Annotated in this window: 22 protein-coding genes; 17 read left to right on the forward strand and 5 right to left on the reverse strand. The window is 74.1% G+C overall.

Going from position 1 to position 24,347, the window contains the following annotated elements:
• Positions 1 to 19 precede the first annotated feature (19 nt).
• Complete coding sequence (locus tag DQ241_RS05270) at positions 20 to 5,920, reverse strand: DUF4011 domain-containing protein (RefSeq protein WP_113829125.1); 5,901 nt, start codon at positions 5,918 to 5,920, stop codon at positions 20 to 22.
• Between the two features lie 197 nt (positions 5,921 to 6,117).
• Here DQ241_RS05270 and DQ241_RS05275 point away from each other — a divergent pair, with 197 nt between their 5' ends.
• From DQ241_RS05275 to DQ241_RS05295, 5 genes are all read left to right on the forward strand, one after another.
• Complete coding sequence (locus DQ241_RS05275; protein WP_158545882.1) at positions 6,118 to 7,449, forward strand: exonuclease domain-containing protein; 1,332 nt, start codon at positions 6,118 to 6,120, stop codon at positions 7,447 to 7,449.
• A 61-nt stretch (positions 7,450 to 7,510) separates the two neighbouring features.
• Positions 7,511 to 7,963 carry a DUF1707 domain-containing protein gene (locus DQ241_RS05280; protein ID WP_113829127.1) on the forward strand — a complete coding sequence of 151 codons (453 nt, stop codon included), beginning with the start codon at positions 7,511 to 7,513 and terminating at the stop codon, positions 7,961 to 7,963.
• Positions 7,964 to 8,058: 95 nt separating this feature from the next.
• On the forward strand, positions 8,059 to 9,297 hold the full coding sequence (locus tag DQ241_RS05285) for an HNH endonuclease signature motif containing protein (RefSeq protein WP_113829128.1): 1,239 nt from the start codon (positions 8,059 to 8,061) through the stop codon (positions 9,295 to 9,297).
• Positions 9,298 to 9,400: 103 nt separating this feature from the next.
• Complete coding sequence (locus DQ241_RS05290; RefSeq protein WP_113829129.1) at positions 9,401 to 10,195, forward strand: enoyl-CoA hydratase/isomerase family protein; 795 nt, start codon at positions 9,401 to 9,403, stop codon at positions 10,193 to 10,195.
• 75 nt (positions 10,196 to 10,270) lie between these two features.
• Positions 10,271 to 10,885, forward strand: coding sequence for a DUF4234 domain-containing protein (locus DQ241_RS05295; RefSeq protein WP_233492221.1), 615 nt, complete (start codon positions 10,271 to 10,273; stop codon positions 10,883 to 10,885).
• Positions 10,886 to 10,894: 9 nt separating this feature from the next.
• On the opposite strand, the gene DQ241_RS05300 is transcribed toward DQ241_RS05295, so the two are convergent.
• Positions 10,895 to 11,779 (reverse strand): oxaloacetate decarboxylase, encoded by an 885-nt coding sequence (locus DQ241_RS05300; protein ID WP_113829130.1) that lies wholly within the window; start codon positions 11,777 to 11,779, stop codon positions 10,895 to 10,897.
• 106 nt (positions 11,780 to 11,885) lie between these two features.
• Here DQ241_RS05300 and DQ241_RS05305 point away from each other — a divergent pair, with 106 nt between their 5' ends.
• From DQ241_RS05305 to DQ241_RS05340, 8 genes are all read left to right on the forward strand, one after another.
• Positions 11,886 to 12,590, forward strand: coding sequence for a GntR family transcriptional regulator (locus DQ241_RS05305; RefSeq protein ID WP_113829131.1), 705 nt, complete (start codon positions 11,886 to 11,888; stop codon positions 12,588 to 12,590).
• Positions 12,587 to 14,650: a hydantoinase/oxoprolinase family protein gene (locus tag DQ241_RS05310; protein ID WP_113829132.1), complete on the forward strand. Its 2,064-nt coding sequence runs from the start codon at positions 12,587 to 12,589 to the stop codon at positions 14,648 to 14,650. The genes DQ241_RS05305 and DQ241_RS05310 overlap by 4 nt, the downstream gene beginning before the upstream one ends.
• Positions 14,651 to 14,653: 3 nt before the next feature.
• On the forward strand, positions 14,654 to 16,528 hold the full coding sequence (locus tag DQ241_RS05315; RefSeq protein WP_113829133.1) for a hydantoinase B/oxoprolinase family protein: 1,875 nt from the start codon (positions 14,654 to 14,656) through the stop codon (positions 16,526 to 16,528).
• On the forward strand, positions 16,525 to 17,148 hold the full coding sequence (locus tag DQ241_RS05320) for an isochorismatase family protein (RefSeq protein WP_113829436.1): 624 nt from the start codon (positions 16,525 to 16,527) through the stop codon (positions 17,146 to 17,148). The genes DQ241_RS05315 and DQ241_RS05320 overlap by 4 nt, the downstream gene beginning before the upstream one ends.
• 12 nt (positions 17,149 to 17,160) lie before the next feature.
• Positions 17,161 to 17,625: an NUDIX domain-containing protein gene (locus DQ241_RS05325; protein WP_113829134.1), complete on the forward strand. Its 465-nt coding sequence runs from the start codon at positions 17,161 to 17,163 to the stop codon at positions 17,623 to 17,625.
• Between the two features lie 136 nt (positions 17,626 to 17,761).
• The gene (locus DQ241_RS05330) at positions 17,762 to 17,977 is read left to right on the forward strand and encodes a hypothetical protein (protein ID WP_113829135.1); all 216 of its coding nucleotides are present in this window, start codon (positions 17,762 to 17,764) and stop codon (positions 17,975 to 17,977) included.
• 215 nt (positions 17,978 to 18,192) lie between these two features.
• The gene (locus DQ241_RS05335) at positions 18,193 to 19,164 is read left to right on the forward strand and encodes a ferritin-like domain-containing protein (protein ID WP_113829136.1); all 972 of its coding nucleotides are present in this window, start codon (positions 18,193 to 18,195) and stop codon (positions 19,162 to 19,164) included.
• A gap of 143 nt (positions 19,165 to 19,307) precedes the next feature.
• Positions 19,308 to 19,721 carry a hypothetical protein gene (locus DQ241_RS05340; RefSeq protein WP_113829137.1) on the forward strand — a complete coding sequence of 138 codons (414 nt, stop codon included), beginning with the start codon at positions 19,308 to 19,310 and terminating at the stop codon, positions 19,719 to 19,721.
• A 13-nt stretch (positions 19,722 to 19,734) separates the two neighbouring features.
• Here the strand turns inward: DQ241_RS05340 and DQ241_RS05345 are convergent, their stop codons facing one another.
• On the reverse strand, positions 19,735 to 20,016 hold the full coding sequence (locus tag DQ241_RS05345) for a DUF427 domain-containing protein (protein ID WP_113829138.1): 282 nt from the start codon (positions 20,014 to 20,016) through the stop codon (positions 19,735 to 19,737).
• A 418-nt stretch (positions 20,017 to 20,434) separates the two neighbouring features.
• Here DQ241_RS05345 and DQ241_RS20530 point away from each other — a divergent pair, with 418 nt between their 5' ends.
• Entirely contained in the window at positions 20,435 to 20,602 is a 168-nt protein-coding gene (locus DQ241_RS20530; protein ID WP_158545883.1) for a hypothetical protein, read from the forward strand.
• Positions 20,603 to 20,615: 13 nt separating this feature from the next.
• On the opposite strand, the gene DQ241_RS05350 is transcribed toward DQ241_RS20530, so the two are convergent.
• Positions 20,616 to 20,999, reverse strand: coding sequence for a PaaI family thioesterase (locus tag DQ241_RS05350; protein WP_113829139.1), 384 nt, complete (start codon positions 20,997 to 20,999; stop codon positions 20,616 to 20,618).
• 106 nt (positions 21,000 to 21,105) lie between these two features.
• Between DQ241_RS05350 and DQ241_RS05355 the strand changes: the two genes are divergently transcribed.
• From DQ241_RS05355 to DQ241_RS05365, 3 genes are all read left to right on the forward strand, one after another.
• Complete coding sequence (locus DQ241_RS05355; protein ID WP_199584103.1) at positions 21,106 to 21,993, forward strand: potassium channel family protein; 888 nt, start codon at positions 21,106 to 21,108, stop codon at positions 21,991 to 21,993.
• Positions 21,994 to 22,135: 142 nt separating this feature from the next.
• A complete protein-coding gene (locus DQ241_RS05360; RefSeq protein WP_113829141.1) occupies positions 22,136 to 22,561 on the forward strand; it encodes a YciI family protein in 426 nt (141 codons plus the stop codon).
• A complete protein-coding gene (locus tag DQ241_RS05365; RefSeq protein ID WP_113829142.1) occupies positions 22,561 to 23,859 on the forward strand; it encodes an RNA polymerase sigma factor in 1,299 nt (432 codons plus the stop codon). Before DQ241_RS05360 ends, DQ241_RS05365 begins: the two co-directional genes overlap by 1 nt.
• Here the strand turns inward: DQ241_RS05365 and DQ241_RS05370 are convergent, their stop codons facing one another.
• Complete coding sequence (locus DQ241_RS05370) at positions 23,860 to 24,288, reverse strand: MarR family winged helix-turn-helix transcriptional regulator (protein WP_113829143.1); 429 nt, start codon at positions 24,286 to 24,288, stop codon at positions 23,860 to 23,862.
• Positions 24,289 to 24,347: the final 59 nt, after the last annotated feature.

Genomic DNA, 24,347 nt, shown 5'->3' on the forward strand with positions numbered 1-24,347 from the left:
CAAGACCCGCGCGCGCGGCTCAGACGGTCAGCAGGCCGTTCGGCTGCTCGGTGAGCGTGCCGCGGTCCAGCGCCAGCTGGAGCGCCTTCTCCAGGACCGGCGTGGCCGCGGCGGTCCGCCGCTTCACGCCGAACACCGCCGCGGCCTGGGTGAGCAGCTCCTCGCGGGCCATCCCGGCCGACGCGCGGCACAGCGCCACCATCGCGTTCGCGATCTCCTCCGGCGCCACGTGGTCGATCGGCCGGTCGGTCGCGGAGACCTGCCGCCGGAAGCCCGCGTAGGTCTCCGAGGTGACACCCTCGGGCCACAGGTAGTCGCCGTCCACCGCCGAGGGCGGCAGCAGCGACAGCAGCATCTGCTTGCGCGCCTCGGTCGAGCGGTTCAGCCCGAACGCGCCCACGGTCAGCTTGGCCAGCCGGTCGACGTGGATCGGTCCCTCGGCCTTGACGCCCGCGGCGAGGACCCGGCGCACCACGCGCGCGGCCTTCGACGCGGGCAGCTCGTCGAGCACCGACTTCTCACCGGCGGTCTTCGGGATCCACGGCACGAACGGCTGCTCGCCGTCCATCGGCGCCGGTCCGGCCGGCTTGCGCACCACGGGCCTCGCCGGCTTGGGCTTGGCAGCGGGGGCAGGCGCGGGAGCGCTGACCGCCGCGGTCACCGACGAGCGCAGCGCGGCGACGCCCTTGAACGACTCCTGCGCCGCCGTCGGCAGCTGGATCGGCTCGGCCACCGGAGCGGCGGCCACCACCGGTGCGGCCTCGACGGCGGCCACCAGCCGGTCGACCACCGGGGCGGGGTCCAGCAGCCACGAGGGCAGCCACACCCGCTCGACCACCGGCCAGCGCAGCATCTCGCCGAGCACCTCGACCGGCAGCCCGTCGCGGTCGCCGACCGTGCCGCGGCGCGCCCACGACGGCCCGTCCAGCAGCACCGCCATCACCGGCGTCTCGGGGTCGGCCGGGCGGGAGACGGAGATGTCCACCCGGAACTCCGACAGCCCGACGTCGGTCCGCACCACCAGGCCGCGCTCCCGGAGGGAGGCGGCGATCTGCTCCCGGTGCCGGTCCACGACCGCCGCCGAGCGGGGCGAGCGGGGGAGGACGTCGGTGCCCTGCTCGGCCATGTCCAGGTAGGCGCGCAGGTGCTTGATGCCGACCGACGAGGTCTCCTCGGCACGCAGCTGGTCCGGGTCGAACGAGGAGAAGACGACGACCTGGCGGCGGGCGCGGGTGATCGCCACGTTCAGCCGGCGCTCGCCGCCCACCCGGTTGAGCGGCCCGAAGTTCAGCGGCAGCGTGCCGTCCTCGCGCGGCGAGAAGCCGGTCGAGAAGAAGACGACGTCGCGCTCGTCGCCCTGCACGTTCTCCAGGTTCTTGACGAACAGGCCCTCGCCGTCGGTGCGGTCCAGCGCCGCGGCCAGCCGGTCGTCGTCGGCGTCGCGCAGCAGGGCCTCGATGTAGGCCCGCTGCTGGGCGTTGAAGGTGACCACGCCGATCGACGGGACGGCGTCGGCGCCCTCCCACTTCGGGATCGCGTCGAACCGCCGCCGGATCTCGGCCACGATCGCCCGGGCCTCGATCGGGTTGGTGCGCAGCAGCCGCCCGGCACCCGAGCGGTGGAACGTGCCGGGCACCCGCATCAGCGAGACACCGCGGCCGTCCGGCTCCGACGACGCCCGCCCGTGGGTGGGCGCCGGGAACGACGACAGCCGGTTCTCGTAGTACTGCGCGTTGGAGAACGCGATCAGCGACTCGTCCTGGCTGCGGTAGTGCCACGACAGCCACTGCCGCGGCACCCGCGCCTGCACGCACTCGCTGAGGATCGACTCCTCGTCCTCGACCGCGGTGTCCACCTCGACCGACTCGTCGGTGGAGGTCGTCGGCTCGAGGAACGACGTCGGCGGCAGCTGCTTGGAGTCGCCGACGACGACCGCGGCCTTCGCCCGGCCCAGCGCGCCGACGGCGTCGGCCACGCGGATCTGCGACGCCTCGTCGAACACGACCAGGTCGAACTGGTCGGCCGCGGCCGGGAAGAAGCGGGCCACCGAGTCCGGTGACACCAGCACGCACGGCATCACCGCGGTGATCAGCTCGCCGTACTGCGCCAGCAGCTGGCGCACACCCAGCCCGCGGCGCTGCTTGGCCAGCTCGCGCTGCAGCGCGCCGACCTGGCCGGCGCCCGAGGCGGCGTCGAACGGGCGGGCGGCCAGCACCGACGCCGGCAGCGCCGCGGTCAGGTGCTCGCGCACCGCCTTCGACGCCGCGGTGAACCGGGCGATCGCCTTCTCGTGCGCGCCCTCGTCGAACAGGTCCAGGCCGGTGGCGTCCAGCCGCTCGGCGACCGACGCCTCGGCCAGCCCGCGGTCCAAGGCGCGCACGGCGTCGTCGGCCGCGATCGCGCCGGTGACCAGCAGCCGGCGGGCGTCGAACAGCCCGGCGAAGCGCAGCGGCTCCAGGGTGTCGAGGAAGGAGACCCAGCGGCGCAGCGACACCAGCACCGAGTCCATCCCGCGCTCGGGCCGGGTCATCGACCAGCGCAGCACGAAGCCGTCGTCCCCGGCCCAGGCGGCGACCTGGTCGTCGCTGCTGCGGCAGACCTCGATCAGCCCGCGCAGCCCGTCCCGCAGCCGGGCGACGGCGGCCGCGGCCTCGGGGCCGGCCGGCATGCCGGCGACGATCAGCTTGCGCAGCGCCACGTGGAAGGACGTCGACCCGTCGACGGCGATCCCGGCCAGCCGCAGCCACTCGACCTGGCGCTCCGGCAGCCGCGGGTCGGTGAACGGGTTCCAGCCCTCGGGCACGGTCAGCCCCGGGACGGCGTCGATGCGGGCGGCCATCTGCTGCACCGCGGTCTGCACCCGCCACAGCGACTCGACCAGCGCCGGGACGTCCTTCGGCTTCACCTTGGCGTCGGGGCGCAGGTACGGGGCGAGCTGGTCGCGCACCGCGATCAGCCGGCGCCGGCGACCCCACCACGACGAGGCGGCGGCGGTCTGCGCGGCCACGTAGATGTCGGCCAGCGGGAGGCTCAGCACCTCGGGCGCGACCAGGTCCATGCCGGGGTGGCGGAAGGCGAGGAAGGCGGCGACCTCGCCGATCAGCGCGCCGGTGGTCGCCGTCCAGCGGTGCCCGAAGGTGTCGTCGAGGACGTCGAGGCCCACCGGCGGCCCGCTGAGCAGGTGCACCAGCGCGTCGAGGTCGCCCGGCGTGCGGGCGTGCCGCAGCACCCCGGCCAGCTCGGCGAGCCCACCCACCCCGCGCACCGCGGCGTCGAGCTCGGCGGCGGCCAGCTGGGTGGCGGGCAGGTCGATGGTGGGCGAGTCGACGAACGCCCACGGGTGGCGCAGCGACGGTCGGGTGAGGTCGGCGATGTCGGGCAGCAGCGCCAGCGCGCGGCGCACCTGCAGCAGCACCTCGGCCGGGGCGTTGGCCACGAACGGCAGCGGGATCGGCAGCGCCGCGACCTCGGTGCCGGCGGTCAGCTCCGCCGTCCGCGCGGTGTACAGCGACAGGCCGGCCGAGTTCTCCTGGTGCAGCCGGTCGGCGTAGCGGGCCAGCATCCGGCGGGCCGAGCGCAGCGTCTCGTCGTCGGCGGCCAGGCCCTGCTCGTCGACGGCCACCGCGTGCTCCAGCGCCAGCCGGATCTGCGCGCGCACCGTCGAGGCGCGGGAGCCCTTGTCGTGCAGGTCGAGGGCGAACATGCCCATGCCGACCGCGTCCAGCCGCCGGGCGACGACGTCGAGCGCGGCGCGCTTCTCGGCGACGAACAGCACCCGCTTGCCGTCGGCGATCGCGCGGGTGAGCAGGTTGGTGATGGTCTGCGACTTGCCGGTGCCGGGCGGGCCCTCGAGCACGAACGTCCGGCCGGCGCCGGCCTCGGCGATGGCGCGCAGCTGCGACGCGTCGGCCGGCACGGGGACCTGCGCGGCCAGCTCGTCCAGGTCGACGAACGCGCCGGACCCGATCGCGGGGTCGCGGAACGGCTCGTTCGGCTCCTCGATCAGGTGCGCGACCAGCGGGTTCTGGGCGAAGTCGGCCCAGTTCTCGTCCAGGTCCTTCCACAGCCGGAACTTGGCGAACTGCAGGATCGCCAGGTCCGCCGTCGCCTCGACCCGGTAGGGCAGCCCGTGCCCGACGAGCGCGACCCGCACAGCCTCCAGCGACGCCTCGAGGTCGAGGGCCTCGGCGCCGTCGGCCAGCGTCGGGACGGTCAGCCCGTGCACCTGCCGCAGCTTCTCCAGCAGGCAGTAGTTCGGCGTGCTGGCGCCCGACTCGTCCAGGGTCAGCCGGTAGGTGCCGGTGCGGCCGACCGGGGTGAGCACCACGGGGACGAGCACCAGCGGCGAGCGCAGCGGGCGGCCGTCGAGCTCCCACACCAGCGAGCCCAGCGCGAGGTAGAGGTTGTTGGCGCCGGTCTCCTCCTGCACCGTCTTCGCCCGGTAGGCGAGGTTGCGCAGGCGGGGCAGGTAGCCGCCGGAGGTGACGTCGGCGTGCACCTCGCGGCGCTCGACGAGCAGCTCGGCCAGCTGGTCGGCGGGCAGCTCGCCGGCGCTGGTCAGCCCGCGCTCGGTCTGCACGGCGGCGAGCTTGTCGCCGGGCAGCAGGGTGATCGGGGTGCCGTCCTGCACGAACCGCTCGAGCACCGGCAGCGAGGTGCCGGGCACGGTGAGCGCGAGGCCGGAGCGCTCGGTGTAGTTGATCAGCCGGTTGCGCAGGCTGAGGTCGAGCAGCGCGTTCTTCCACTGCTGCACGCGTGCCGGCGCCTCGGGGCGGTTCGACGCCGTCGTCGTCGCCTCGGGGAGGACGGGCGCGCTGTGCTCGGCCGGCCGGTACTCGACGACGTGCAGCACCCCGGCCTCGTCGCGGGCGCGGGCCGGCAGCGGCACGATCCCGTCGCGGCGGGCGCGGTGCACGTCGGTGACGCCGAGGACCTTCTCCAGGTCGCCGGTCAGCCAGCCGTCGTAGGCCGGGCGGTGCAGGTCGGCGCCGGCCTCACCCGCGCTCGTGAGCAGCGTCGTCTCGACCAGGCCGATCAGCCCGAGGTCGACCAGGTTGACCAGCGCGGCGGCGTCGGTGGTCGCGGCGGACTCGGCGCTGCGCTCCTCCCGCCAGTAGCCCAGGAACGCGTGGCCTTCCGCCAGCCAGAGCAGCGGCCGGATCCCGGCCTGCTCCACGGCGGCGGCGAGGACGACGACCAGGTCCAGCGGGGTGCCGACCCGCCAGGTGAGGACGTCGCCCGGCGAACGGACCTGCTGGCCCAGGTCGGACCAGCTGACCGGCGGCTCGCTGTAGCGGATGCCGCGGCCGCGCAGCGTCTCGGCGAGCGCGGCCACCACCTCGTCCACCCGCTCGGCGGTGGCCGAGTAGCCGACCAGCGCGCCGCTGCCGGTGCGCTCCTCGAGCAGCGTCGCGGCGTCGGACACCAGCGCGGTGACGGCCGGATGGTTGGGCTGCACGTGCGCGGCGAGCATCTCCAGCGCCAGCGGCAGGGGAGTGGCCAGCCACTGGTTGGCCGCCAGCACCTGCACGCTGCTGCTCGCCTCGCCGACGACCTGCTTGCCGTCGGGGCCGTCGGCGATCACCTCGACGTCGATGACGCCGGGGCGCTGCTCTTCGACGTGCAGCATCGCCGCCGGGTCCATGACCAGGCCGACGTCGGTGAGCACGGTGGTACGGCCGGCGTCGACGTCGGCGAGCAGCTCGACGGCCTGCGCGATCGGCCCCTCGGCGTCGCGGACCGACAGCCGCACGACGGCGCCGCGCAGCGTGGTGTCGCTGGTCAGCGCCAGGCGGGAGACGACCGGGAGGCGGTTGTGCGCGAGCGCGTAGCTCAGCACCGGGGTCGACGTGAGGTCGATGGAGACCGCCGCCCGCGGCGCCACGGCGTCGCGGAGGTCCAGATCGGCAGTGCTCTCCATGTCACCTGTCTACCGGTTGGTACGGATCGGTCCCCTCATGCTCCCCGACGGGTGGGGCGGGTGTGACACCTGCGTCCGTTCGTTGCCGCGGATCACACGAGGGATGAGCCGCAACGGTGCCGTGCCGCGTGGTCGCTGCCGATTCCGCGGGTGCGCGGCCGACGATGAGGCCGTCGTTCCGTCGTGGGGAGAGGTTCATGGTCGCGGTCCTGGTCGTCGTCTGCCTGGTGGTGGGGATCGGGATGCTCATCGCGCTCCTCCGGTCGATCCGCTCGACCAACCGGACGCCGGCCTCCCGCCCGGCGGTGCCGGCTCCGCGTCCGGCCGGCGGGGCCGTGTCGCGTCCCGTCGTCCCGCTGGACGACGACGCCACCGCCCGCTTCGACGTCACCCCGGTGGACCTGCCGCGGCAGCCGCTGGAGTTCGCCGCACCCGGTCAGGCCGGCCGGCTGTTCAGCTACGGCGGCGACGTCGCCGGGCACGTGCTGCCCGGGCCGTACGCGATCGTCGACGTCGAGACCACCGGCTTCTCGCCTGCTGGCGGCGACCGCGTCGTCGAGGTGGCGATCGCCCGGGTCGACGCCTCCGGCCGCATCGAGGACGAGTACGCCACGCTGGTGCACCCGGGCCGCGACGTCGGCCCGGTGTTCGTGCACGGCATCTCCAACACCGACATCCGCGACGCGCCGCGGTTCGAGGAGATCGCCGGCGAGCTGCTCGCCCGCATGGAGGGCGCCGTCGTCGTCGCGCACAACGCCGCGTTCGAGGACCGCTTTCTCGCAGCGGAGTTCGCCCGCGCCGGCGTGCTGCCGCCGATGAGCCCGGCGCTGTGCACGCTCTGGCTGGCCCGCCGCACGCTGCGCGCGCCCAACCACAAGCTGACGACGCTGGCCCGCTACGCCGGGATCCCGACCGTCGACGCGCACGCGGCCCTCGGCGACGTCCGGACCGTGGCGGCGCTGCTGCCGCACATGCTGCGCGCCGTCGGCCGGCCGCTGCAGTACCCGGTCGGCTTCCGCCGGATGCCGCAGCTGCCGCGGGAGGTCCGGCCGCTGACCCGCGCCGTCGAGCTGCGGCGGGGGAGCGAGGGGTGGATGGCGTCGCTGATGGCGCGGCTGCCGCTCTCGGCCGCCGACCCCCGCGACGGCGACGCGCAGCGCTACCTCGAGTCGCTGGCGATCGCGCTCGAGGACGGGCGGATCGTGGGCACCGAGGCGCGCGAGCTGGCCCGCCTGGCGGGGTCGGCCGGGCTGGGCGCCGCCCAGGTGGCCGAGCTGCACCGGCAGTTCCTCGAGTCGCTGCGCGAGCTGGCGCTGGAGGACGACATCCTCACCGCGGCCGAGATCCGCAAGCTGCGGACCGCCGCGCAGGCCGTGGGGCTGCCCGACCACTTCGCCGACCTCAAGCCCACCTCGCCGCAGGACCTGCTGGCCGCCGGGCGCATCCCGGGCGCACGGCCGGCGATCTGCGAGCACTGCTTCGGGACCGGCCACTTCCGCGCCACCTGCCCCGAGCTGTCCACCGTCTGATCCGGTTCCGCGTCCGGCGGCCCGGTGCGACGATGTGCTTCCCCGATCCCCGGGAGGTGGGATGACGCACGCGCCCGACCTGCGGGCGGCCGACGCCGACCGGCAGACCGCTGCCGACCGGCTGCGCGCCGCGCACGACGAGGGCCGGCTGGACCTGGCCGAGTACGACCGGCGGCTGGCCGAGGCCTACTCGGCGGTGACCTACGGGGACCTCGACCGGCTGTTCGTGGACCTGCCGGCGACGCGACCGGCTGCTGCGCCCGTGGCTGGGGTGCCCACGCAGTGGGTGCCGTCGGTGGACGAGGTCGTGCGCTCGACAGCGGGGGTGCCGCTGGCGCTGAAGATCCTCTGGACGATCTGGGCCAGCGTGGTGGCCGTCAACGTCACCGTCTGGCTGCTCGTGAGCCTCGGCAATGGCGAGGCGACCTACTTCTGGCCGATGTGGCTGGCCGTCCCGGGGACCGTCCTGGCCATCGGCACCGGCATCACGATGGTGGTTCGCAACCGCGACTGAGGTGGCCCTGTCAAGGGGTCTGCGCGATCCGTGGACAGGCTGCTGACCTGGGGAAACGTCGGGCGTCATGTCGCATCTGCGGGTAGACTTCGCACATGTGTTCGACCGTCTGTGCGACTCCCGTGGAGTGCCTGACCGGCGCTCTGGATGCGCTGGCCGCTGAGGGTTCGGGCGAGCTGCCCGGCCCGGTGTTGCTGGACCGGGAGTCGTTGCTGCTGCGGTCGGTCAACCGGCTGAACACGGAGCTGGCGCGCACCACCCGCCGCTGCGAGGTCGCCGGGGCCGGCGAGCACGACGGCAAGGCGACGATGGCGTCCTGGCTGCGCGGGCACGCGCGGCTGCCGGCCGGTGCGGCGAACCAGCTGGTGAAGGCGGGCCGGGCGCTGGAACAGCTCCCGGCGGTTGCTGGGGCAGCGTCGGCGGGTGCGCTGCCGGTGGAGGCGCTGGCGGCGGTGGCGCCGGTGGTGGAACCGGGCAATCTCGCCGCCGCGGCCGAGCAGGGCGTGGACGTCGGTGAGGTGGACCGGTTGCTCGCGGGGGTGGCGGCCACCCGGCCGCACGCCGAGGTGCGGCAGGTGGTCGCGCACTACCTGGCCAGGCTGGACCCCGACGGGCCGGAGCCCGACCCGACCGAGTCCCGGCGGCTGGCCTGGTCGCGGCACGACGACGGCAGCATCGCCGGCCGGTTCGAGCTGGACGCGGTCGGCGGGGAGAAGCTGATCGCCGCGGTCGAGGCGATCCTGCAGGCCTCCCGCCCGGCCGGGGACACCCGCAGCCGGTCCCAGCGGCAGGCCGACGCGCTGGTGCAGCTGTGCGACAACGCGCTGGCCTCGGCCACGCTGCCGGTGCTGCGCACCCGCAAACCCCAGGTCGCGGTCACCGTGCCGCTCGCGGACCTGGTCGACCCCGCCGTCGGGCAGGGCGCGGGGCGCACCGGGTTCGGGGCGGTGATCTCCGCGGCCAAGGCCCGCTGGCTGGCCTGCGACGGGCAGGTCACCCGGATCGTGCTCGGCCCGGACTCCCAACCCCTGGACCTGGGTCGGGAGCAGCGGGTCGCCCCGCCCGGGCTGCGCCGGGCGGTGGAGCAGCGCGACGGGCACTGCGTGTTCGCCGGCTGCGACGCCCCGTCGTGGTGGTGCGACGTGCACCACCTCTTCGAATGGCTCTTCGGCGGCGAGACCACCCTGGAGAACTCCGGGCTGCTGTGCGAACGGCACCACACCAAGGTCCACCACGGGTTCCGGATCGAACGAGATCCCGCCGGCCGATGGCACACCTACCGCCCCGACGGCACCGAGATCCTCATCGGCGAACCCTTCCTCGTCCTGGCCTGACGGCGGCTGGACCGTCGTCGCACGCCCCGCGCCGGGGCAGGCGTCCTGGACGGACGCCCGCCCCGGCGCGCCCGCGTGCGGGTCGCCGCGGTAGAAGTGCTGCATGGGTGAACCGGTGCGGCACGAGTCGGGTCTGGTCGTCGAGGACCGCGGGCACCTGCGCCTGCTCACCCTCGACCGCCCCGAGCGGCGCAACGCGCTCTCCTCCGAGCTGCAGGCCGACCTGGTCGAGGCCCTGCTGGACGCCGCGGAGGGCGGGCAGGTGCGCGCCATCGTGCTCACCGGCAACGGCCCCGCGTTCTGCGCCGGCTTCGACCTCAAGGAGATCCGCGAGCAGGACCAGCGGGGCGAGCGCTTCCGGCCGCCGATGAACCGGCCCACCCGCTCGCTGTTCGAGGTGGTCACCGAGACGCCGGTGCCGATCGTCGCGGCGCTCAACGGTCCCGCCGTCGCCGGCGGGTTCGAGCTGGCGCTGGCCTGCGACCTGCGGGTGGCCTCGCCGGACGTCCAGCTGGGCCTGCCCGAGGCGAAGATCGGCATGGGCGCCAACTTCGGCTCCGTCGTCCTGCCCAAGCGCATCCCCATGGGCATCGCCATGGAGCTGCTCCTCACCGGCGAGTACGTCACCGCCGAGGACGCCGCCCGCTGGGGGCTGGTCAATCGCCTCGTGGCCCGCGACGAGGTGGTGCCCACGGCGGTCGCGCTCGCCGAGCAGATCGCCGCCAACGCCCCGATCAGCGTCCGGCGGATGAAGGAGACCGCGGTCAAGGGTCTCGAGCTCCCGCTCTGGCAGGCGCTCCGGCTCGACGTCGGCCCCAACCCCTACCTCAGCGAGGACCGCAAGGAGGGCATCGCCGCCCGGCTGGAGAAGCGCGCGCCGGTGTGGCGCGGCCGCTGATCAGGGCAGCTGGGCACTCCCGCACGGCGGCGTCCGGTGCCACGATCGGGACCAGGACCCCTGGGAGGAGCAGCCATGAGCACGCCCGAGCCCCCGTTCCCCGCACCGCCGCCACCGCCGCGCGACGACGCGACCGCGCAGCAGCCGACCTCCCCGCCGCCCCCGCCGCCGGCCTACGGGCAGCACCAGCAGCAGTACGGCCAGGGCCAGCAGTACGGGCAGCCCGGCCAACCGCCGGGGTACGGGTCGCCGTCGGGCTACGCCGGCCAGCCGATGCCGGGCGTCCCGGCGTGGGCGCAGCAGGCGCAGCCCACCCGCCAGCCGGGGCGCATGCGCCCCACGGGCATGACGATCCTGCTGGTCATCGTCACCCTCGGGATCTGGGCGTTCGTGTACTACTACCAGACCCACGAGGAGCTGAAGCGGCACAGCGGCGAGGGCCTGGGCGGCGTCCTCGCCCTCGTCATCGCGATCATCTTCGGCGTCGTCTCGCCGTTCCTGCTGAGCAACGAGGTCGGCCAGCTCTACGCCCGCCGCGGTCAGCAGCCGCCGGTCAGCGCCCTCACCGGGTTGTGGTTCTTCCCCGGTGTCTTCATCCTCGTCGGACCGTTCATCTGGTTCGTGAAGACCAACAACGCGCTCAACGAGTACTGGCGCAGCGTCGGCGTCACCGAGACCACGCTCGTCTGACCGCGCGGCTCAGCGGAACCGCTGCTCGAGCTCCTGCACCTCCGGGAGCCCGATCAGGTCGGTGAACTCCCCGAACGTCGGGACGTCGTCCAGCGCCGGGACGCCGTCCTTCTTCAGCGTGCCCAGCAGTGTCCGCATGCCCGCGGTCGCCGCCAGCAGCGTGCCGATCGGGTAGATGACCAGCGAGAAACCGAGCTCGGTGATCCGCTCGTAGGACAGCCCCGGCGTCTTGCCGCCCTCGGCCCAGTTGAACAGCAGGGGAGCGGTGCCGCGCAGCTCCTCGGCCACCCGCGCGATGTCGTCCTCCGACGTCGGCGCCTCGACGAACAGCACGTCTGCGCCGGCGTCGGCGAAGGCGCGTGCCCGGGCGATGGCGTCGTCCACACCGGAGACGGCGACCGCGTCGGTGCGCGCGATGACCAGCAGGTCGGGGTCGCGGCGCGCGGCCACGGCGGCGCGGATCTTCCCGCACATCTCCTCGGTGGGGATCACCTGCTTGCCGGACATGTGCCCGCACTTCTTCGGCGAGACCTGGTCCTCCAGCTGCAGCGCGGCCACGCCGGCCTGCTCGTACAGCTGCACGGTGCGGACGACGTTGATCGCGTTGCCGTAGCCGGTGTCGGCGTCGGCGATCACCGGGACGTCGACGGCGGCGACGATCCGCCGCGCGTTGTCGACCATCTCCGACCCGGTCAGCAGCCCCACGTCGGGGCGGCCGATGAGCGAGGCCGTCGTCCCGAAGCCGGTCATGTAGACCGCCCCGAACCCGGCCTGCTCGACCAGGCGGGCGGACAGCGCGTCGTACGCCCCGGGTGCGATCAGCGGCTCCGGGCCGCTCAGCAGCTCGCGCAGCCGGGCCCGCGGTGCCCGTGCGTTGCTCAGCAGATCCGCCACGTCGGCCCCCTCGTTGTATGCAGTCACACGGAATTTACGGCCAGGCGATGCTTCTCGGAACCCGGCGGCCCTAGGTTTGCACACAATTTCCGAGGGGGTGTGACCGGTGACACGACCCACGACGTCCGCCGAGCGGGCGCTGCACGAGCTGCGCGAGCTGATCCTCGCCGCCGAGCTCGCCCCCGGCGCGCGGCTCGGCGAGGTGGAGCTGGCCGAGCGGCTCGGGGTCAGCCGGACGCCGGTCCGCGAGGCGCTCACCCGGCTGGCCGCCGAGGGCCTGGTCGAGATCACCCCGAACCGCGGCGCGCGGGTCGCCACCTGGACCGTCGCCGAGCTGGAGGGCGTCTTCGACCTCCGGCTCTCCCTGGAGCCGCAGCTGACCGGGTTCGCCGTCCCGAACGCGGGCGAGCGGGACGTGGCGGAGCTCGACGACCTGGCGCACCGGATGCTCGCCGTCGGCACCCCCGGCCCGGAGCAGGACCTCGACGCCCTCGTCCCGCTCAACCGCGTCTTCCACGACCGGCTGGTCGCCCTCGCCGGGCACCCGACCCTGGCCGCGGCGCTGGCGGCCGCCATCCACCCGCCGATCGTCCGGCGCAACTTCCACGCCTACGACCCCGAGTCGCTGCGCCGCAGCCTCGCCCACCACCTCGAGATGGTCGCCGCCCTGCGCGCCCGCGACCCGGGGTGGGCCCGCGCGGTGATGACCGCGCACATCTGCAACGCCCGCGCCGTCATGGTCCGGGCCGCGACCGCACAGGCAGCCCGCGCAGCGACCAGTCCGCACCCCCAGGAAGAGGAGGCCTCATGAGCTACCGGCTCGGAGTCGACGTCGGAGGCACGTTCACCGACGTCCTGCTGGTGGAGGAGGGCACCGGCAGCACCTGGCGCTACAAGACCGCCTCCACCCCGGCCGACCAGGCCGTCGGCGTGCTCCACGGCATCGAGCAGGTCTGCGCCGAGGCGGGCATCGAGCTCGCCGAGGTCGCGCAGGTGCTGCACGGCACCACGGTCGCGACCAACGCGATCCTCGAGGGCAAGGGCGCACGGGTCGGGCTGGTCACCACCAAGGGCTTCCGCCAGGTGCTGCAGATCGCCCGCTCCTTCGTCCCCGGCGGGCTGGCCGGCTGGATCATCTGGCCCAAGCCCGAGCCGCTGGCCGCGCTGGAGAACACCGTCGAGATCGACGAGCGGATCGCCAGCGACGGCTCCGTGGTCCGCGAGCTGGACGAGGACGACGTCCGCGCCCAGCTGGCGAAACTGCAGAGCGCCGGCATCCAGGCCCTGGCGGTCAGCCTGATCAACTCCTTCGCCGACCCCGCGCACGAGAAGCGGGTCGCCGAGATCGCCGCAGAGCTGCTCCCCGGCATCCCGGTGTCGCTCTCCTCCGACGTGCTGCCCGAGCTGCGCGAGTACGAGCGCACCCTCACCACGGTGGCCAACGGCTACGTGCAGCCGCAGGTGAAGAAGTACGTGCAGAACCTCGCCGGGCAGCTGGCCGAGGGCGGCGTCGCCGGCGAGCTGGCCATCCTGCGCAGCGACGGCGGGCTCTCCTCGGCCGACACGGCCATCGACGCCCCGGTCAGCCTGCTGCTGTCCGGCCCCGCGGGCGGGGTGACCGGCGCTGTGTGGGCCGCCGAGCAGGCCGGGCACCGCGACGTCATCACCTTCGACATGGGCGGCACCTCGACCGACGTGGGCCTGGTGCAGGACCTGAACCCGCGGATCGGGCGGGAGACCAAGGTCGGTGACCTCGTCGTCCGCTCGTCCAGCGTCGACGTCCGCACCGTCGGTGCTGGCGGCGGCTCGATCGCGCACGTGCCCGAGCTGACCCGCGCGCTGCGCGTCGGCCCGCAGTCCGCCGGCGCCGACCCGGGCCCGGCCGCCTACGGCAGCGGCGGGGTCGAGCCCACCGTCACCGACGCCAACGTCGTCCTCGGCTACCTGCCGACGACGCTGGCCGGCGGCGAGATCTCGCTGGACGTCGAGGCCGCCCGCGCCGCGGTGGGCAAGGTGGCGGAGGCGATGGGGCTGGACTCGGTCGAGGCCGCGGCCGCCGGGATCATCGACATCGTCAACGAGAACATGCTCGGCGGCGTCCGGCTGGTCTCGGTGCAGCAGGGCTTCGACCCGCGCGACTTCGCGTTGGTCGCCTTCGGGGGCGCCGGCCCGCTGCACGCCAACGCGCTCGGCAGGCTGACCGGTGCCTGGCCGGTGATCGTCCCGCCCGCGCCCGGCATCCTCAACGCCCTGGGCGACGCGACCACCAGCCGGCGCGACGAGTCCGCCCGCACCGTGCTGCGGCGGTTCGGCGAGCTGTCGGGGAGCGACGTCGTCGAGATCCTGCGCGGGCTCGCCGCGGACGCCGGCCGGCGGCTCACCGAGCAGGGGCTGGCGCCCGAGCAGCAGACCACCGGCTACCAGGTCGACGTCCGCTACCACGGCCAGGGCTTCGAGATCCCGGTCGACGTCGACCCCGCCTGGCTCGACGACCCCGGCACCGCCCTGGACGCCGTGGCGCGCACCTTCGACGCCGAGCACGAGCGGCTGTTCAGCTTCCTGCTCGACGTCGACCACGAGATCGTCAACGCCCGCGCCACGGTCACCGGCCCCAAGCCGGACGTCGCGCCGGTGACGCTGCCGGAGGGGGACGGCGACCCGGCCGGCGCCCTCGTGCAGGAGCACACGATCTACGTCGGCGGCGAGCACGTGCCGGCCGGCGTCTACGACCGGGCGAAGCTGCGCGCCGGTGACGTGGTGACCGGTCCCGCGATCGTCACCGAGATGGACTCCACCACCCTCGTCCTGCCCGGCCACGTGGCCACCGTGCACCCGGCGGGCAGCCTGCTGATCACCCCCGTGGAGGGCTGAGACATGGCGACGATCGTCGAGACCGCGACCGGCACCGTCGAGAAGGTGGAGGTCGACCCGGTCACCCTCGACCTCATCGAGAACGGGCTGCGCAACGCCCGCTACGAGATGGACGAGGTGCTCTTCCGGACGGCGCTGAGCCCGGGCATCCGCGAGCAGCACGACGAGTTCCCGCTGATCGGCGACCCCGAGGGGAAGATGGTCGTCGGCCAGTTCGGCCTCTCCATCCCCGACTTCCTCGAGGGCTTCGCCGACACGATCGAGGAGGGCGACGTCCTGCTGACGTCGGACCCGTACTCGTGCGGCGCCGCGATCAGCCACGCCAACGACTGGCTGGTCGTCGTGCCGATCTTCCACGAGGGCCGGGTCGTGGGCTGGTCGTCGATGTTCGGGCACATGTCCGACGTCGGTGGGAAGACGCCGTCGTCGATGCCGACGGACGCGACCACGATCTTCGAGGAGGGCGTGGTCATCCCGCCCTTCAAGCTCTACCGCAAGGGCGTGCTCAACGACGACGCGCTGCGCATCGTGCTCAACCAGGTGCGCAAGCCGGACTGGAACCGGGCCGACCTCAACGGGCTGGTGGCCGCCTGCCGCACCGCCGCCCGCCGGGTCGTGGAGATGTGCGAGCGGTTCGGCACCGGCACCTACCTGTCGGCGCTCGACGCGCTGCTGCAGCGCAACTACGACGCCATGAAGGTGCTGCTGTCGGTCGTGTTCGAGGAGGGGCGCACCCTCTCGTTCACCGACTACATCTGCGACGACGGCGTGGGCTACGGGCCCTACGAGCTGAAGATGTCGCTGACCCGCACCGGCGACAAGGTGCACATCGACTTCACCGGCTCCTCGCCGCAGGCGGTCGGGCCGATCAACTACTTCATCAACGAGAACCTGACCCGGATGTTCTTCGGGATCTACATGATCACCGTGGCCGATCCGCAGATCCTCTGGAACGACGGCTTCTACCCGCTGGTCGACGTCACGATCCCGGAGGGCTCGTACTGGCGGCCGAAGTTCCCGGCCGCGCTCAACGGCCGCAACCACGGCATCGGCCGGGTCTTCGACCTGTTCGGCGGGCTGCTCGGCCAGACCAACCCGGCGCTGCTCAACGCGGCCGGGTTCTCGTCCTCGCCGCACTTCATGTACTCCGGCAACTACTCGTCGGGGGAGCGGAAGGGCGAGTGGTTCCAGCTGTACTCGATCGGCTTCGGCGGCATCCCCGGCCGGCCGCTGGGCGACGGGCCGGACGGGCACTCGCTGTGGCCGAGCTTCACCAACATCCCGTGCGAGTACCTGGAGTCCTACTACCCGCTGCGGATCGAGCAGTGGGTGACCGTGCCCGACACCGGCGGCGCCGGTCTGCACCGCGGCGGCAACGGCGTCGACGTCACCTACGTCTTCGAGGAGCCGGGCACCATCGCCATCCACGACGACCGCTGGCTCACCTACCCGTGGGGCGTCAACGGCGGGCAGCCGGGCACCCGCGGCACCAAGTGGCTGGAGCGCGCCGACGGCACCCGCCAGGTGCTGCCCAGCAAGTGCCACGACGTGCCGGTGCAGCCCGGTGACGTCCTGCACTTCGTCACCTGGGGCGGCGGCGGCTGGGGCGACCCGCTGGAGCGCGACCCCGCCCTGGTCGGGCTGGAGGTGCGCCGTGGGCTGGTCACCGCCGAGGGCGCCCGCCGGTACGGCGTGGTCGTCGACGAGGCCGGCACGGTGGACGACGAGGCGACCCGGCAGCTGCGCGAGCAGCTGCGCGCCGACCGCCCGGCCGAGCTGCCGGTGTTCGACATGGGCCCGCCGATCGAGGAGCTGCTGGCCCGGTGCGAGGAGGAGACCGGACTGCCCGCGCCGAAGCGCCCGGTGTGGGCCGGATGAGCGAGCCGGAACCGGCGCCCGGGCCGCACGGGTCCGCCTTCTCCGGCCGGGTCGGCTGGGGGAGGCGGCCCGCGGTCCTCGTCATCGACCTGGTCCGCGCCTACACCGAGCCGGAGGGCCCGTTCGCCCTGCCGGAGCCGGCGACGGCGGTCGCGGCGGTCACCTCCCTGGTGGACGCCGCCCGGGCGGGCGGTCACCCGGTGCTGTGGACCGGCGTCCGGTACACCGCGGACCTCTCCGACGGCGGGCTGTTCGTCCGCAAGGTGCCCGCGCTGGCCGCCTTCGCCGAGGGGGCGCCGGGCGACTGGGGCGGGTTCGCGGTGCAGCCGGCGCCCGGGGAGCCGGTGCTGCTCAAGCAGTACGCGTCGGCGTTCTTCGGCACCCCGCTGGCCAGCACGCTGCGCACGCTGGGCGTCGACACCCTGGTTCTCGGTGGGGTGTCGACGTCGGGCTGCGTGCGGGCCACGGCGATGGACGCGCTCAACTCCGGGTTCCGGCCGCAGGTGGTGCGGGAGGCCTGCGCCGACCGCACGCCGCAGCTGCACGAGGCGAACCTGGCCGACCTCGACGCCAAGTACGCCGACGTCGTCTCCCTCGCCGAGGCGCTGCCGCACCTCTGACAGGCTGACCGGGTGGCCAGGACGAGCGCGGGGATCCTGCTGCACCGGCGCGGCCCGGGCGGCACCGAGGTGCTGCTCGGGCACATGGGCGGCCCGTTCTGGGCGCGCAAGGACGACGGCGCCTGGTCGATCCCCAAGGGCGAGCACGGCCCCGACGAGGAACCGCTGGCCGTGGCGCACCGCGAGTTCGAGGAGGAACTCGGCTCGCCCGTTCCGGCGGGCGACCTCGTGCCGCTGGGGGAGGTGCGCGCCTCGGGCAAGGTGCTCCGCATCTGGGCCGGCGAGGGCGACCTGGACGCCGCGGCCTGCGTGAGCAACACCTTCGAGCTGGAGTGGCCGCCGCGGTCCGGGCGGGTCCAGGAGTTCCCCGAGATCGACCGGGCCGCCTGGTTCGGCCTCGAGGAGGCCTGCACCAAGCTGGTCAAGGGCCAGCTGCCGTTCCTGGACCGGCTGCGGGACGTGCTCGGCCGGGCCTGAGCGCCGGCCCGGTCATCTGCATGACGGTTCGATGACAGGTCGTCCCACCGAGCCGGAACCGGCCCGCTACGGCGATCCGGGCTGCCAGTGTCACGCCCTGTCAGCACGTCGTCACCATGTCCTCGGGGAGGCACCCATGTCCTGTGCGCACTGCGGCGCGGTCGAGCAGCGCGGCCGGTTCTGCGTCGGTTGCGGGAAGCGCATGCCGCCCTCGCTCGCCCCGGTCCGCGCCGTCCGGCTGGCCCCGCGCCCGCCGTACGAGATCACCGACGACATGACCCAGCCGGTCCTGCGCTTCCGCGTCACCCCGCGCCGTCCCGGCCCGCGCGAGTCGGTCCCGACGGCGGTCTGAGGCGCGTGCGGCGTCCCCGGGGCAACGGCGCCCCGGGACGCCGCCGTTCCGCGTGACCCGTCTCACTGCTAGCAATCCGCTTGCTGGAGTTAGCACTCCGTGGATCCGGGGCACCCCTCTGATGTCAGCAGAAGGACCCCGCTGCCCCCAGCCCCCGCACGCTCGGGCTGGGTCCCTGCACCGGGGCCACTCGACCACCGGAGTGTTTTCCCGTCATGACCCACACGTCCAAGATCCAGAACCAGCTGCGCGCTCTCGTCCTGCTCACGCAGACCGAGGAGCAGGTCGCGCGGACGCGGATCTCCCAGGCCCGCACCGACGCCGTCCGCCGCGAGCTCACCCAGAACGCCGACAACGCCGCCGCGCGCTCCTTCGAGATCACCGAGGCGCTGCGCTCGGTGGGTGGCGTGCCCGACGTCGTCACCCCCGCCATCGGCCGGCTGCAGGCGGTCCTCAAGGCCACCTTCGAGCAGGCCGCGCCGATCGAGGAGGCGCTGCTCACCGACCTCCAGCTCGAGCACCAGCTGCTCGACCGCGCCACCTACCTCAAGGTGCTGGCCGAGAAGGCCGGCGAGACCAAGGTCCAGCGCCTGGCCGAGAAGCTGATCGGCGCCCACGAGGCGACCGTCGAGTGGCTGACCGTCGTCCTGGCCGAGGAGGCCCTCGGCGGCCCGGCCGCGCTGGTGGCCACCCCGCTGCAGAAGGTCGCCGGCACCGTCGCCCGCGCCGCGGGCGCGCCCGTGCGCTTCGTGCACAACACGGTGAACACCGCCGTCGAGACCGTGCAGCACGCCGGTGAGGAGACCACCGAGCGCTTCGGCGCCGTGGCCGACCGCGCCGCCGCGCTGACCGGTGCCGTCCGCGAGACGCTGACCGTGAGCCGGGCCGCCGGCCTGCGCCGCGCCGAGCGGATCGCCCGGCGGGAGGGCAACAAGGACGCCGCCGACGTCGCCAAGGCCGCCCGCGAGGAGCTCGGCGACGTCACCGCCGACGAGCTGCCGATCAAGGGCTACGACTCGCTGGCCGTGAACGACGCGGTCAAGGCGATCAAGCAGCTGGACACGCCGCACGACATCAACGTGATCATCCGCTACGAGGAGACCCACAAGAACCGGTCGAACGTGGCCAGCGCCGCGCAGACCCGCCTGGCCGACCTGGCCAAGGAGGCCGTGGGCGTCTCGAGCTGACGCCATCCACGCGCACGAGGGCCCGCATCCCCGCCCGGGGGTGCGGGCCCTCGCGCGTGCGCGCCGTGAGGTGACCACCCCGATGGCGTGACATGCGTCCCGGGCCGTTTGGCGCGCCGACGCGGCGGGGGACACCCTCGGGCATGAGCATCACCCCCGAGGCGCTGGAGGCGGAGTTCTCGCTCCCCACGGCCGCCACCCGCCTGGACTTCCTGAGCCGCCGCGACGACGGCGCCACCACCCTCAACACCGTGCAGGACACCGACGACGACTCCTGGGCCGCGTCGCTCAAGGACGCGCCGATGCAGCTCGACGTCGCCGAGTCGCTGGAGCTGCTGGCCCTGGGCGAGGTCGTGGCCCGCAAGGCGCACGACAGCCGGATCATCGGCATCCGCGCGGCGCTGCGCGGCGGGGCCGGCTGGGAGCAGATCGGCGCCGCGCTGGGCACCTCGCCGCAGGCCGCGTACGACACCTACGTCGCGTCGCTCTCCGACCAGCTCGACGCCGACGCCGCCGCCTCGGCCCGTGAGCTGGCCGGCGCCCGGCCCGGCAGCTGAGCCGGCGCGGGGGTCAGCGGACCTCGACGCCCTTCCAGAAGGCGACCCGGCCGGTGATCTCGCGGGCGGCGTCCTTCGGTTCCGGGTAGAACCAGGCGGCGTCGCGGTTGACCGCGCCGTCCACCTCGAGGCTGAAGTACGAGGCGGTGCCCTTCCAGGGGCACACGGTGTGCGTGTCCGAGGGGCGCAGGACGTCGTCGCGCACCGCCTCGCGCGGGAAGTAGGCGTTGCCCTCGACGGTGACGATGTCGTCGGACTCGGCGATGACGGTGCCGTTCCAGGTGGCCGTGGTCATGGCCCGATCGTCTCCCGTCACCGCCGCCGCTACCAGCGCAGCGGCTGGATGGACCGCGACTGCGCCGTCCGGCAGGGGCGGCAGTGGCCCCAGCTGACGATCTGCACAGGCGTGGCCGGGCCGCCGCACTCGGGGCACTCCTGCGGTCCCTCCGCGTCGGCGCGGGCCGCGGCGAGCTGCGCGCTGCGCTGCTCGTGGATGGACTCGTCGCCCCGGCAGGGGCAGCCGAGGTGGGCTTCGGCGCATCGTCCGTGCTGAGCGGGAACGGGGTGCCTCCTGGGGACGGTCGCGGCGAATGCCGTGGTTCCCGACGGTACCGCTGCGCACGCCGGTCGCGGCACCCCCGCGCGAGGAGTGGGACCCGACCGGGTGGGCATGACACGACAGGTCCCACCCGCGTCCGGCCGCAGGAGGTCGCATGCACCCCTCGTCCAGCCCTCCGCCCGACGACGAGCCCGATCACCCGACCGGGATGTCGTCCGGGGCCGGCCGGAAGCGCGGCCGGCTGCTCATCCCCGCGGTGTTCATCGCGGTCATCGTGCTGGTCTTCCTGTTCATCGTGCTGGTGAGCCAGATCGGCCGCTGACCGCCGCCCGTTCTCAGCGGTGCAGCAGGGCGAACGTGGCGACGGCGTGCGCGACGGCCGTGCCGTCCTGCTCGACGTCGGCCTCGCACACCGTGAGGTGCTCGCCCTTCGTCCGCACCCGGGCGGTCACCTCGACGGCGCCTGGCTTGCCCGGCCGGAGGTAGGTCACCGTCAGCTGGCTGGTGGCGGGCACGTCGCCGTCCCCGGTCGCGGTGCGCACCGCCGTCCCCATCGCGGTGTCGACGAGGGTGGCCAGCACGCCGCCGTGCAGCGTGCCCGCCGGGTTGAGGTGCTCCTCCCGGGCCTCGAACCGGATGCGGGCCGACCCGTCGTCGGCCTCCTGCACCTCCGCGCCCAGTCGTCCCGCGAACCCACCTGCTGCCCCGTCGTCTGCCATGGGGCTGGCCCTACCCGGTCCGGGAGCGGCTACCCGGCCGTCGCACCCCGTCGAGGCCGAGCCCGCCCACCCGGCCGGCACCTCTCATCTTTGGCACGCTCGGCGGGTGGCGTGGATCGACTGGCCGGTGACGGCGCTGGGCGTGGCCGTCGTCCTCGTGGCACTGCGGGACATCTTCCACACGCTGTGGCACCCCAGCGGGCGGGGCACGATCAGCACGCGGGTCATGGCCTCGGTGTGGCGGCTGGCCCGCTGGCGCCGGGACCGGGGTTCCGGTGGGGTGCTGAGCGGGCCCGTCGCCGTGGCCGCCGTCATCGGGGTCTGGGTGGCCCTCCTGGTGGGCGGCGGTGCGCTCGTCTACGCACCGCACCTCCCGGAGGGCTTCCAGTTCCAGAGCGGCCTCGACGTCACCGCGCGCAGCGATGTCCTCGACGCCGTGTACCTGTCCAGCGTCACCCTCGCCACGCTCGGCTTCGGCGACGTCGTCCCGGTCGCCGGGTGGCTGCGGATCGCCGTGCCCGTGCAGGCGCTGATCGGCTTCGGGCTGCTCACCGCCTCGGTCACCTGGGTGCTGCAGCTCTACCCCGCCCTGCTCCGGCGCCGCACGCTCGCGGTGCGGCTGGCCCAGCTGCGCACCGTCTCGCCCGAGGAGCTGCTGCACGACCCGGGTTCGGCCGCGGCGGCGGTCCTCCACGAGCTCGCTGCCGGCCTCGCCCAGGCCCGGGTCGACCTGACCCAGTACACCGAGACGTTCTACTTCCGCGACGGCGACGAGGAGGCGGCGCTGCCCGCGATGATCTCCGTCGCCGGGTCGCTGGCGGCCGCCGGGTCGGCGGCCCCGCGGTCCGACGTCCGGGTCGCGGCCGCCGTCCTGCGCGGGTCCATCGACGACTTCGCCCGCGTGCTCGACGAGCAGTTCCTCCACGACGGCGGATCCACCGCCGACGTCCTGCTGGCCTACGGGCGGGCGCACCACTACGCGCGGTCGAGCTGAGGACCGGGTGGGCGTCCGGGGGCCCGAAGAAAAACTTCACCGGTCGTGTCGATTCCGGTCCGGTCCGTTCGACGGAAAGGTAGAGCGGGACCTGAGCCGGTCACGAGGACCGGCCACCGCTCGCACGAACCGGGAGAACCCGATGCGCTTCATGGTGATCGTCAAGGCCGACCAGGACACCGAGAACGGCGTCATGCCCACCGAGCAGCAGCTCGCCGAGATGGGCGCCTACAACGAGGAGCTGGTCAAGGCCGGCGTCATGCTGGCCGGCGAGGGGCTGCACCCGAGCTCCAAGGGGGCCCGCGTCCGGTTCGACGCCGAGGGCGGGTCGACGGTCGTCGACGGGCCGTTCGCCGAGACCAAGGAGCTGGTGGCCGGCTTCTGGCTGCTCGAGGTCTCCTCGCGCGAGGAGTGCGTCGAGTGGATCAAGAAGGCGCCGTTCCGCGACACCGAGATCGAGATCCGCCAGGTCTTCAGCGACGACGACTTCGGCGACGCGCTGACCCCGGAGCTGCGCGAGAAGGAGGAGCAGATGCGGGAGGCCGTCGCCGCCCGCAACGGCTCCTGATGACCGACGCCGGGACGGCGTCGGCGACCGCGGACCTGCACCGCGTCGTCGACGCCGTCTGGCGCATGGAGTCCGCCCGGATCGTCGGTGCGCTCACCCGGGTCACCGGCGACGTCGGGCTGGCCGAGGAGCTCGCGCAGGACGCGCTGGTCGCGGCGCTCGAGCAGTGGCCGGACAGCGGGGTGCCGGCCAAGCCGGGCGCCTGGCTGATGGCGACGGCGAAGCACCGGGCGGTCGACGCGTTCCGCCGGGCGGAGAACCTGCGCCGCAAGACCGAGGTGCTCGGTCGCGAGCTGGTCGAGGCCGAGGAGCCGGACTGGGCCGCGCAGCTCGACGAGGTGGTCGAGGACGACGTGCTGCGGCTGGTCTTCATCTCCTGCCACCCGGTGCTGTCCCGCGAGGCCCGGGTGGCGCTGACCCTGCGCCTGGTCGGTGGCCTGGGCACCGCCGAGATCGCCCGCGCCTTCCTGGTGCCCGAGCCGACGCTGGCCCAGCGGATCGTGCGCGCCAAGCGCACCCTCTCCGCGGCCAGGGTGCCCTTCGAGATGCCCACCGGCGCGGACTTCACCGCGCGGCTGGGTTCGGTGCTCGAGGTGGTGTACCTGGTGTTCAACGAGGGCTACTCGGCCACCGCGGGGGAGGACCTGACCCGGCCCGCGCTGTGCCAGGAGGCCATGCGGCTCGGCCGGATCCTGGCCGGGCTGGTGCCGGGGGAGTCCGAGGTGCACGGGCTCGTGTCGCTCTTGGAGGTGCAGGCATCGCGGCTGGCCGCCCGGCTGGGTCCCGACGGCGCGGCGGTGACCCTGGCCGAGCAGGACCGCAGCCGCTGGGACCGGGTGCTGGTCAACCGCGGGCTGGCCGCGCTCGACCGCGCGGAGGCCACCGCTCAGGGGGCGCTGGGCCCGTACGCGCTGCAGGCCGCGATCGCCGCCTGCCACGCGCGGGCCCGCAGCGTCGAGGACACCGACTGGCCGCGGATCGCCGCGCTGTACGAGGCGCTGGCGCAGCTGACCGGGTCGCCGGTCGTCGAGCTGAACCGGGCGGTGGCGGTGTCGCGCGCCTACGGACCTGCGGCCGGGCTCGAGGTGGCCGACGCGCTCGTCGACGTCCCGGCACTGCGCGGGTACCACCTGCTGCCCGCCGTCCGCGGTGACCTGCTCGCGTCCCTCGGTCGCGGCGACGAGGCGCGCGCGGAGTTCGAGCGCGCGGCCGGCATGACCGGCAACGAGCGGGAGCGCGAGGTGCTGCTGCGCCGGGCGGGGGAGTGCGGCGGCCCGAAGCAGGTGCCGGCCGGCTGATCAGTCCGGCCGGGAGTTCTCCTCCAGCTGGGCGAGGGTCCGGCGGAGCGCGGCGACGTCGGCGTCGCCGAGGCCGGCCCGCAGCCGGCCGTCGAAGGCCGCGGCGGTGCGGCGCAGCCGGAGGAACAGCTGCCGGCCGGATTCCGTCACGGACACCTGGTGGGCCCGCCGGTTGCCCGGATCGCGCTCGCGGACGACCAGCCCGGCCCGCTCCAGCGCGTCCAGGTGGTGGGTGAGCGTGGGCTGCCGGACGCCGACCGCCTCGGCCAGCTCGGCCTGGGTGCGGTGCTCGCCGCCGTCCAGCGCGAGCAGCACCCGCCAGGTGGGTCCGGAGCCGCCGGCCGCGGCCAGGGCGTCCTCGAACGCCCGGCTCAACTCCTTGGCCGTGCGGGCGAGGAAGAGGTGGAGGAAGTCGTCCGCAGCCTGCACGAGCTCAGCTTAGGCGGCTAACCGTTAGGCATCTAACGGAATGGCGGGCGCGCGTCGAC

The sequence above is a fragment of the Blastococcus sp. TF02A-30 genome (genome assembly GCF_003319185.1).
GTDB lineage: Bacteria > Actinomycetota > Actinomycetes > Mycobacteriales > Geodermatophilaceae > Blastococcus.

Excerpts from the sequence above, each read along its gene's own strand:
- DQ241_RS05340 (WP_113829137.1), top strand. The coding sequence starts at position 19,308 with ATGAGCATCACCCCCGAGGCGCTGGAGGCGGAGTTCTCGCTCCCCACG.
- DQ241_RS20530 (WP_158545883.1), top strand. The coding sequence starts at position 20,435 with ATGCACCCCTCGTCCAGCCCTCCGCCCGACGACGAGCCCGATCACCCG.
- DQ241_RS05315 (WP_113829133.1), top strand. The coding sequence starts at position 14,654 with ATGGCGACGATCGTCGAGACCGCGACCGGCACCGTCGAGAAGGTGGAG.
- DQ241_RS05360 (WP_113829141.1), top strand. The coding sequence starts at position 22,136 with ATGCGCTTCATGGTGATCGTCAAGGCCGACCAGGACACCGAGAACGGC.
- DQ241_RS05270 (WP_113829125.1), bottom strand. The coding sequence starts at position 5,920 with ATGGAGAGCACTGCCGATCTGGACCTCCGCGACGCCGTGGCGCCGCGG.
- DQ241_RS05350 (WP_113829139.1), bottom strand. The coding sequence starts at position 20,999 with ATGGCAGACGACGGGGCAGCAGGTGGGTTCGCGGGACGACTGGGCGCG.
- DQ241_RS05275 (WP_158545882.1), top strand. The coding sequence starts at position 6,118 with ATGGTCGCGGTCCTGGTCGTCGTCTGCCTGGTGGTGGGGATCGGGATG.
- DQ241_RS05285 (WP_113829128.1), top strand. The coding sequence starts at position 8,059 with ATGTGTTCGACCGTCTGTGCGACTCCCGTGGAGTGCCTGACCGGCGCT.
- DQ241_RS05330 (WP_113829135.1), top strand. The coding sequence starts at position 17,762 with ATGTCCTGTGCGCACTGCGGCGCGGTCGAGCAGCGCGGCCGGTTCTGC.
- DQ241_RS05335 (WP_113829136.1), top strand. The coding sequence starts at position 18,193 with ATGACCCACACGTCCAAGATCCAGAACCAGCTGCGCGCTCTCGTCCTG.
- DQ241_RS05280 (WP_113829127.1), top strand. The coding sequence starts at position 7,511 with ATGACGCACGCGCCCGACCTGCGGGCGGCCGACGCCGACCGGCAGACC.
- DQ241_RS05295 (WP_233492221.1), top strand. The coding sequence starts at position 10,271 with ATGAGCACGCCCGAGCCCCCGTTCCCCGCACCGCCGCCACCGCCGCGC.
- DQ241_RS05345 (WP_113829138.1), bottom strand. The coding sequence starts at position 20,016 with ATGACCACGGCCACCTGGAACGGCACCGTCATCGCCGAGTCCGACGAC.
- DQ241_RS05310 (WP_113829132.1), top strand. The coding sequence starts at position 12,587 with ATGAGCTACCGGCTCGGAGTCGACGTCGGAGGCACGTTCACCGACGTC.
- DQ241_RS05365 (WP_113829142.1), top strand. The coding sequence starts at position 22,561 with ATGACCGACGCCGGGACGGCGTCGGCGACCGCGGACCTGCACCGCGTC.
- DQ241_RS05290 (WP_113829129.1), top strand. The coding sequence starts at position 9,401 with ATGGGTGAACCGGTGCGGCACGAGTCGGGTCTGGTCGTCGAGGACCGC.
- DQ241_RS05320 (WP_113829436.1), top strand. The coding sequence starts at position 16,525 with ATGAGCGAGCCGGAACCGGCGCCCGGGCCGCACGGGTCCGCCTTCTCC.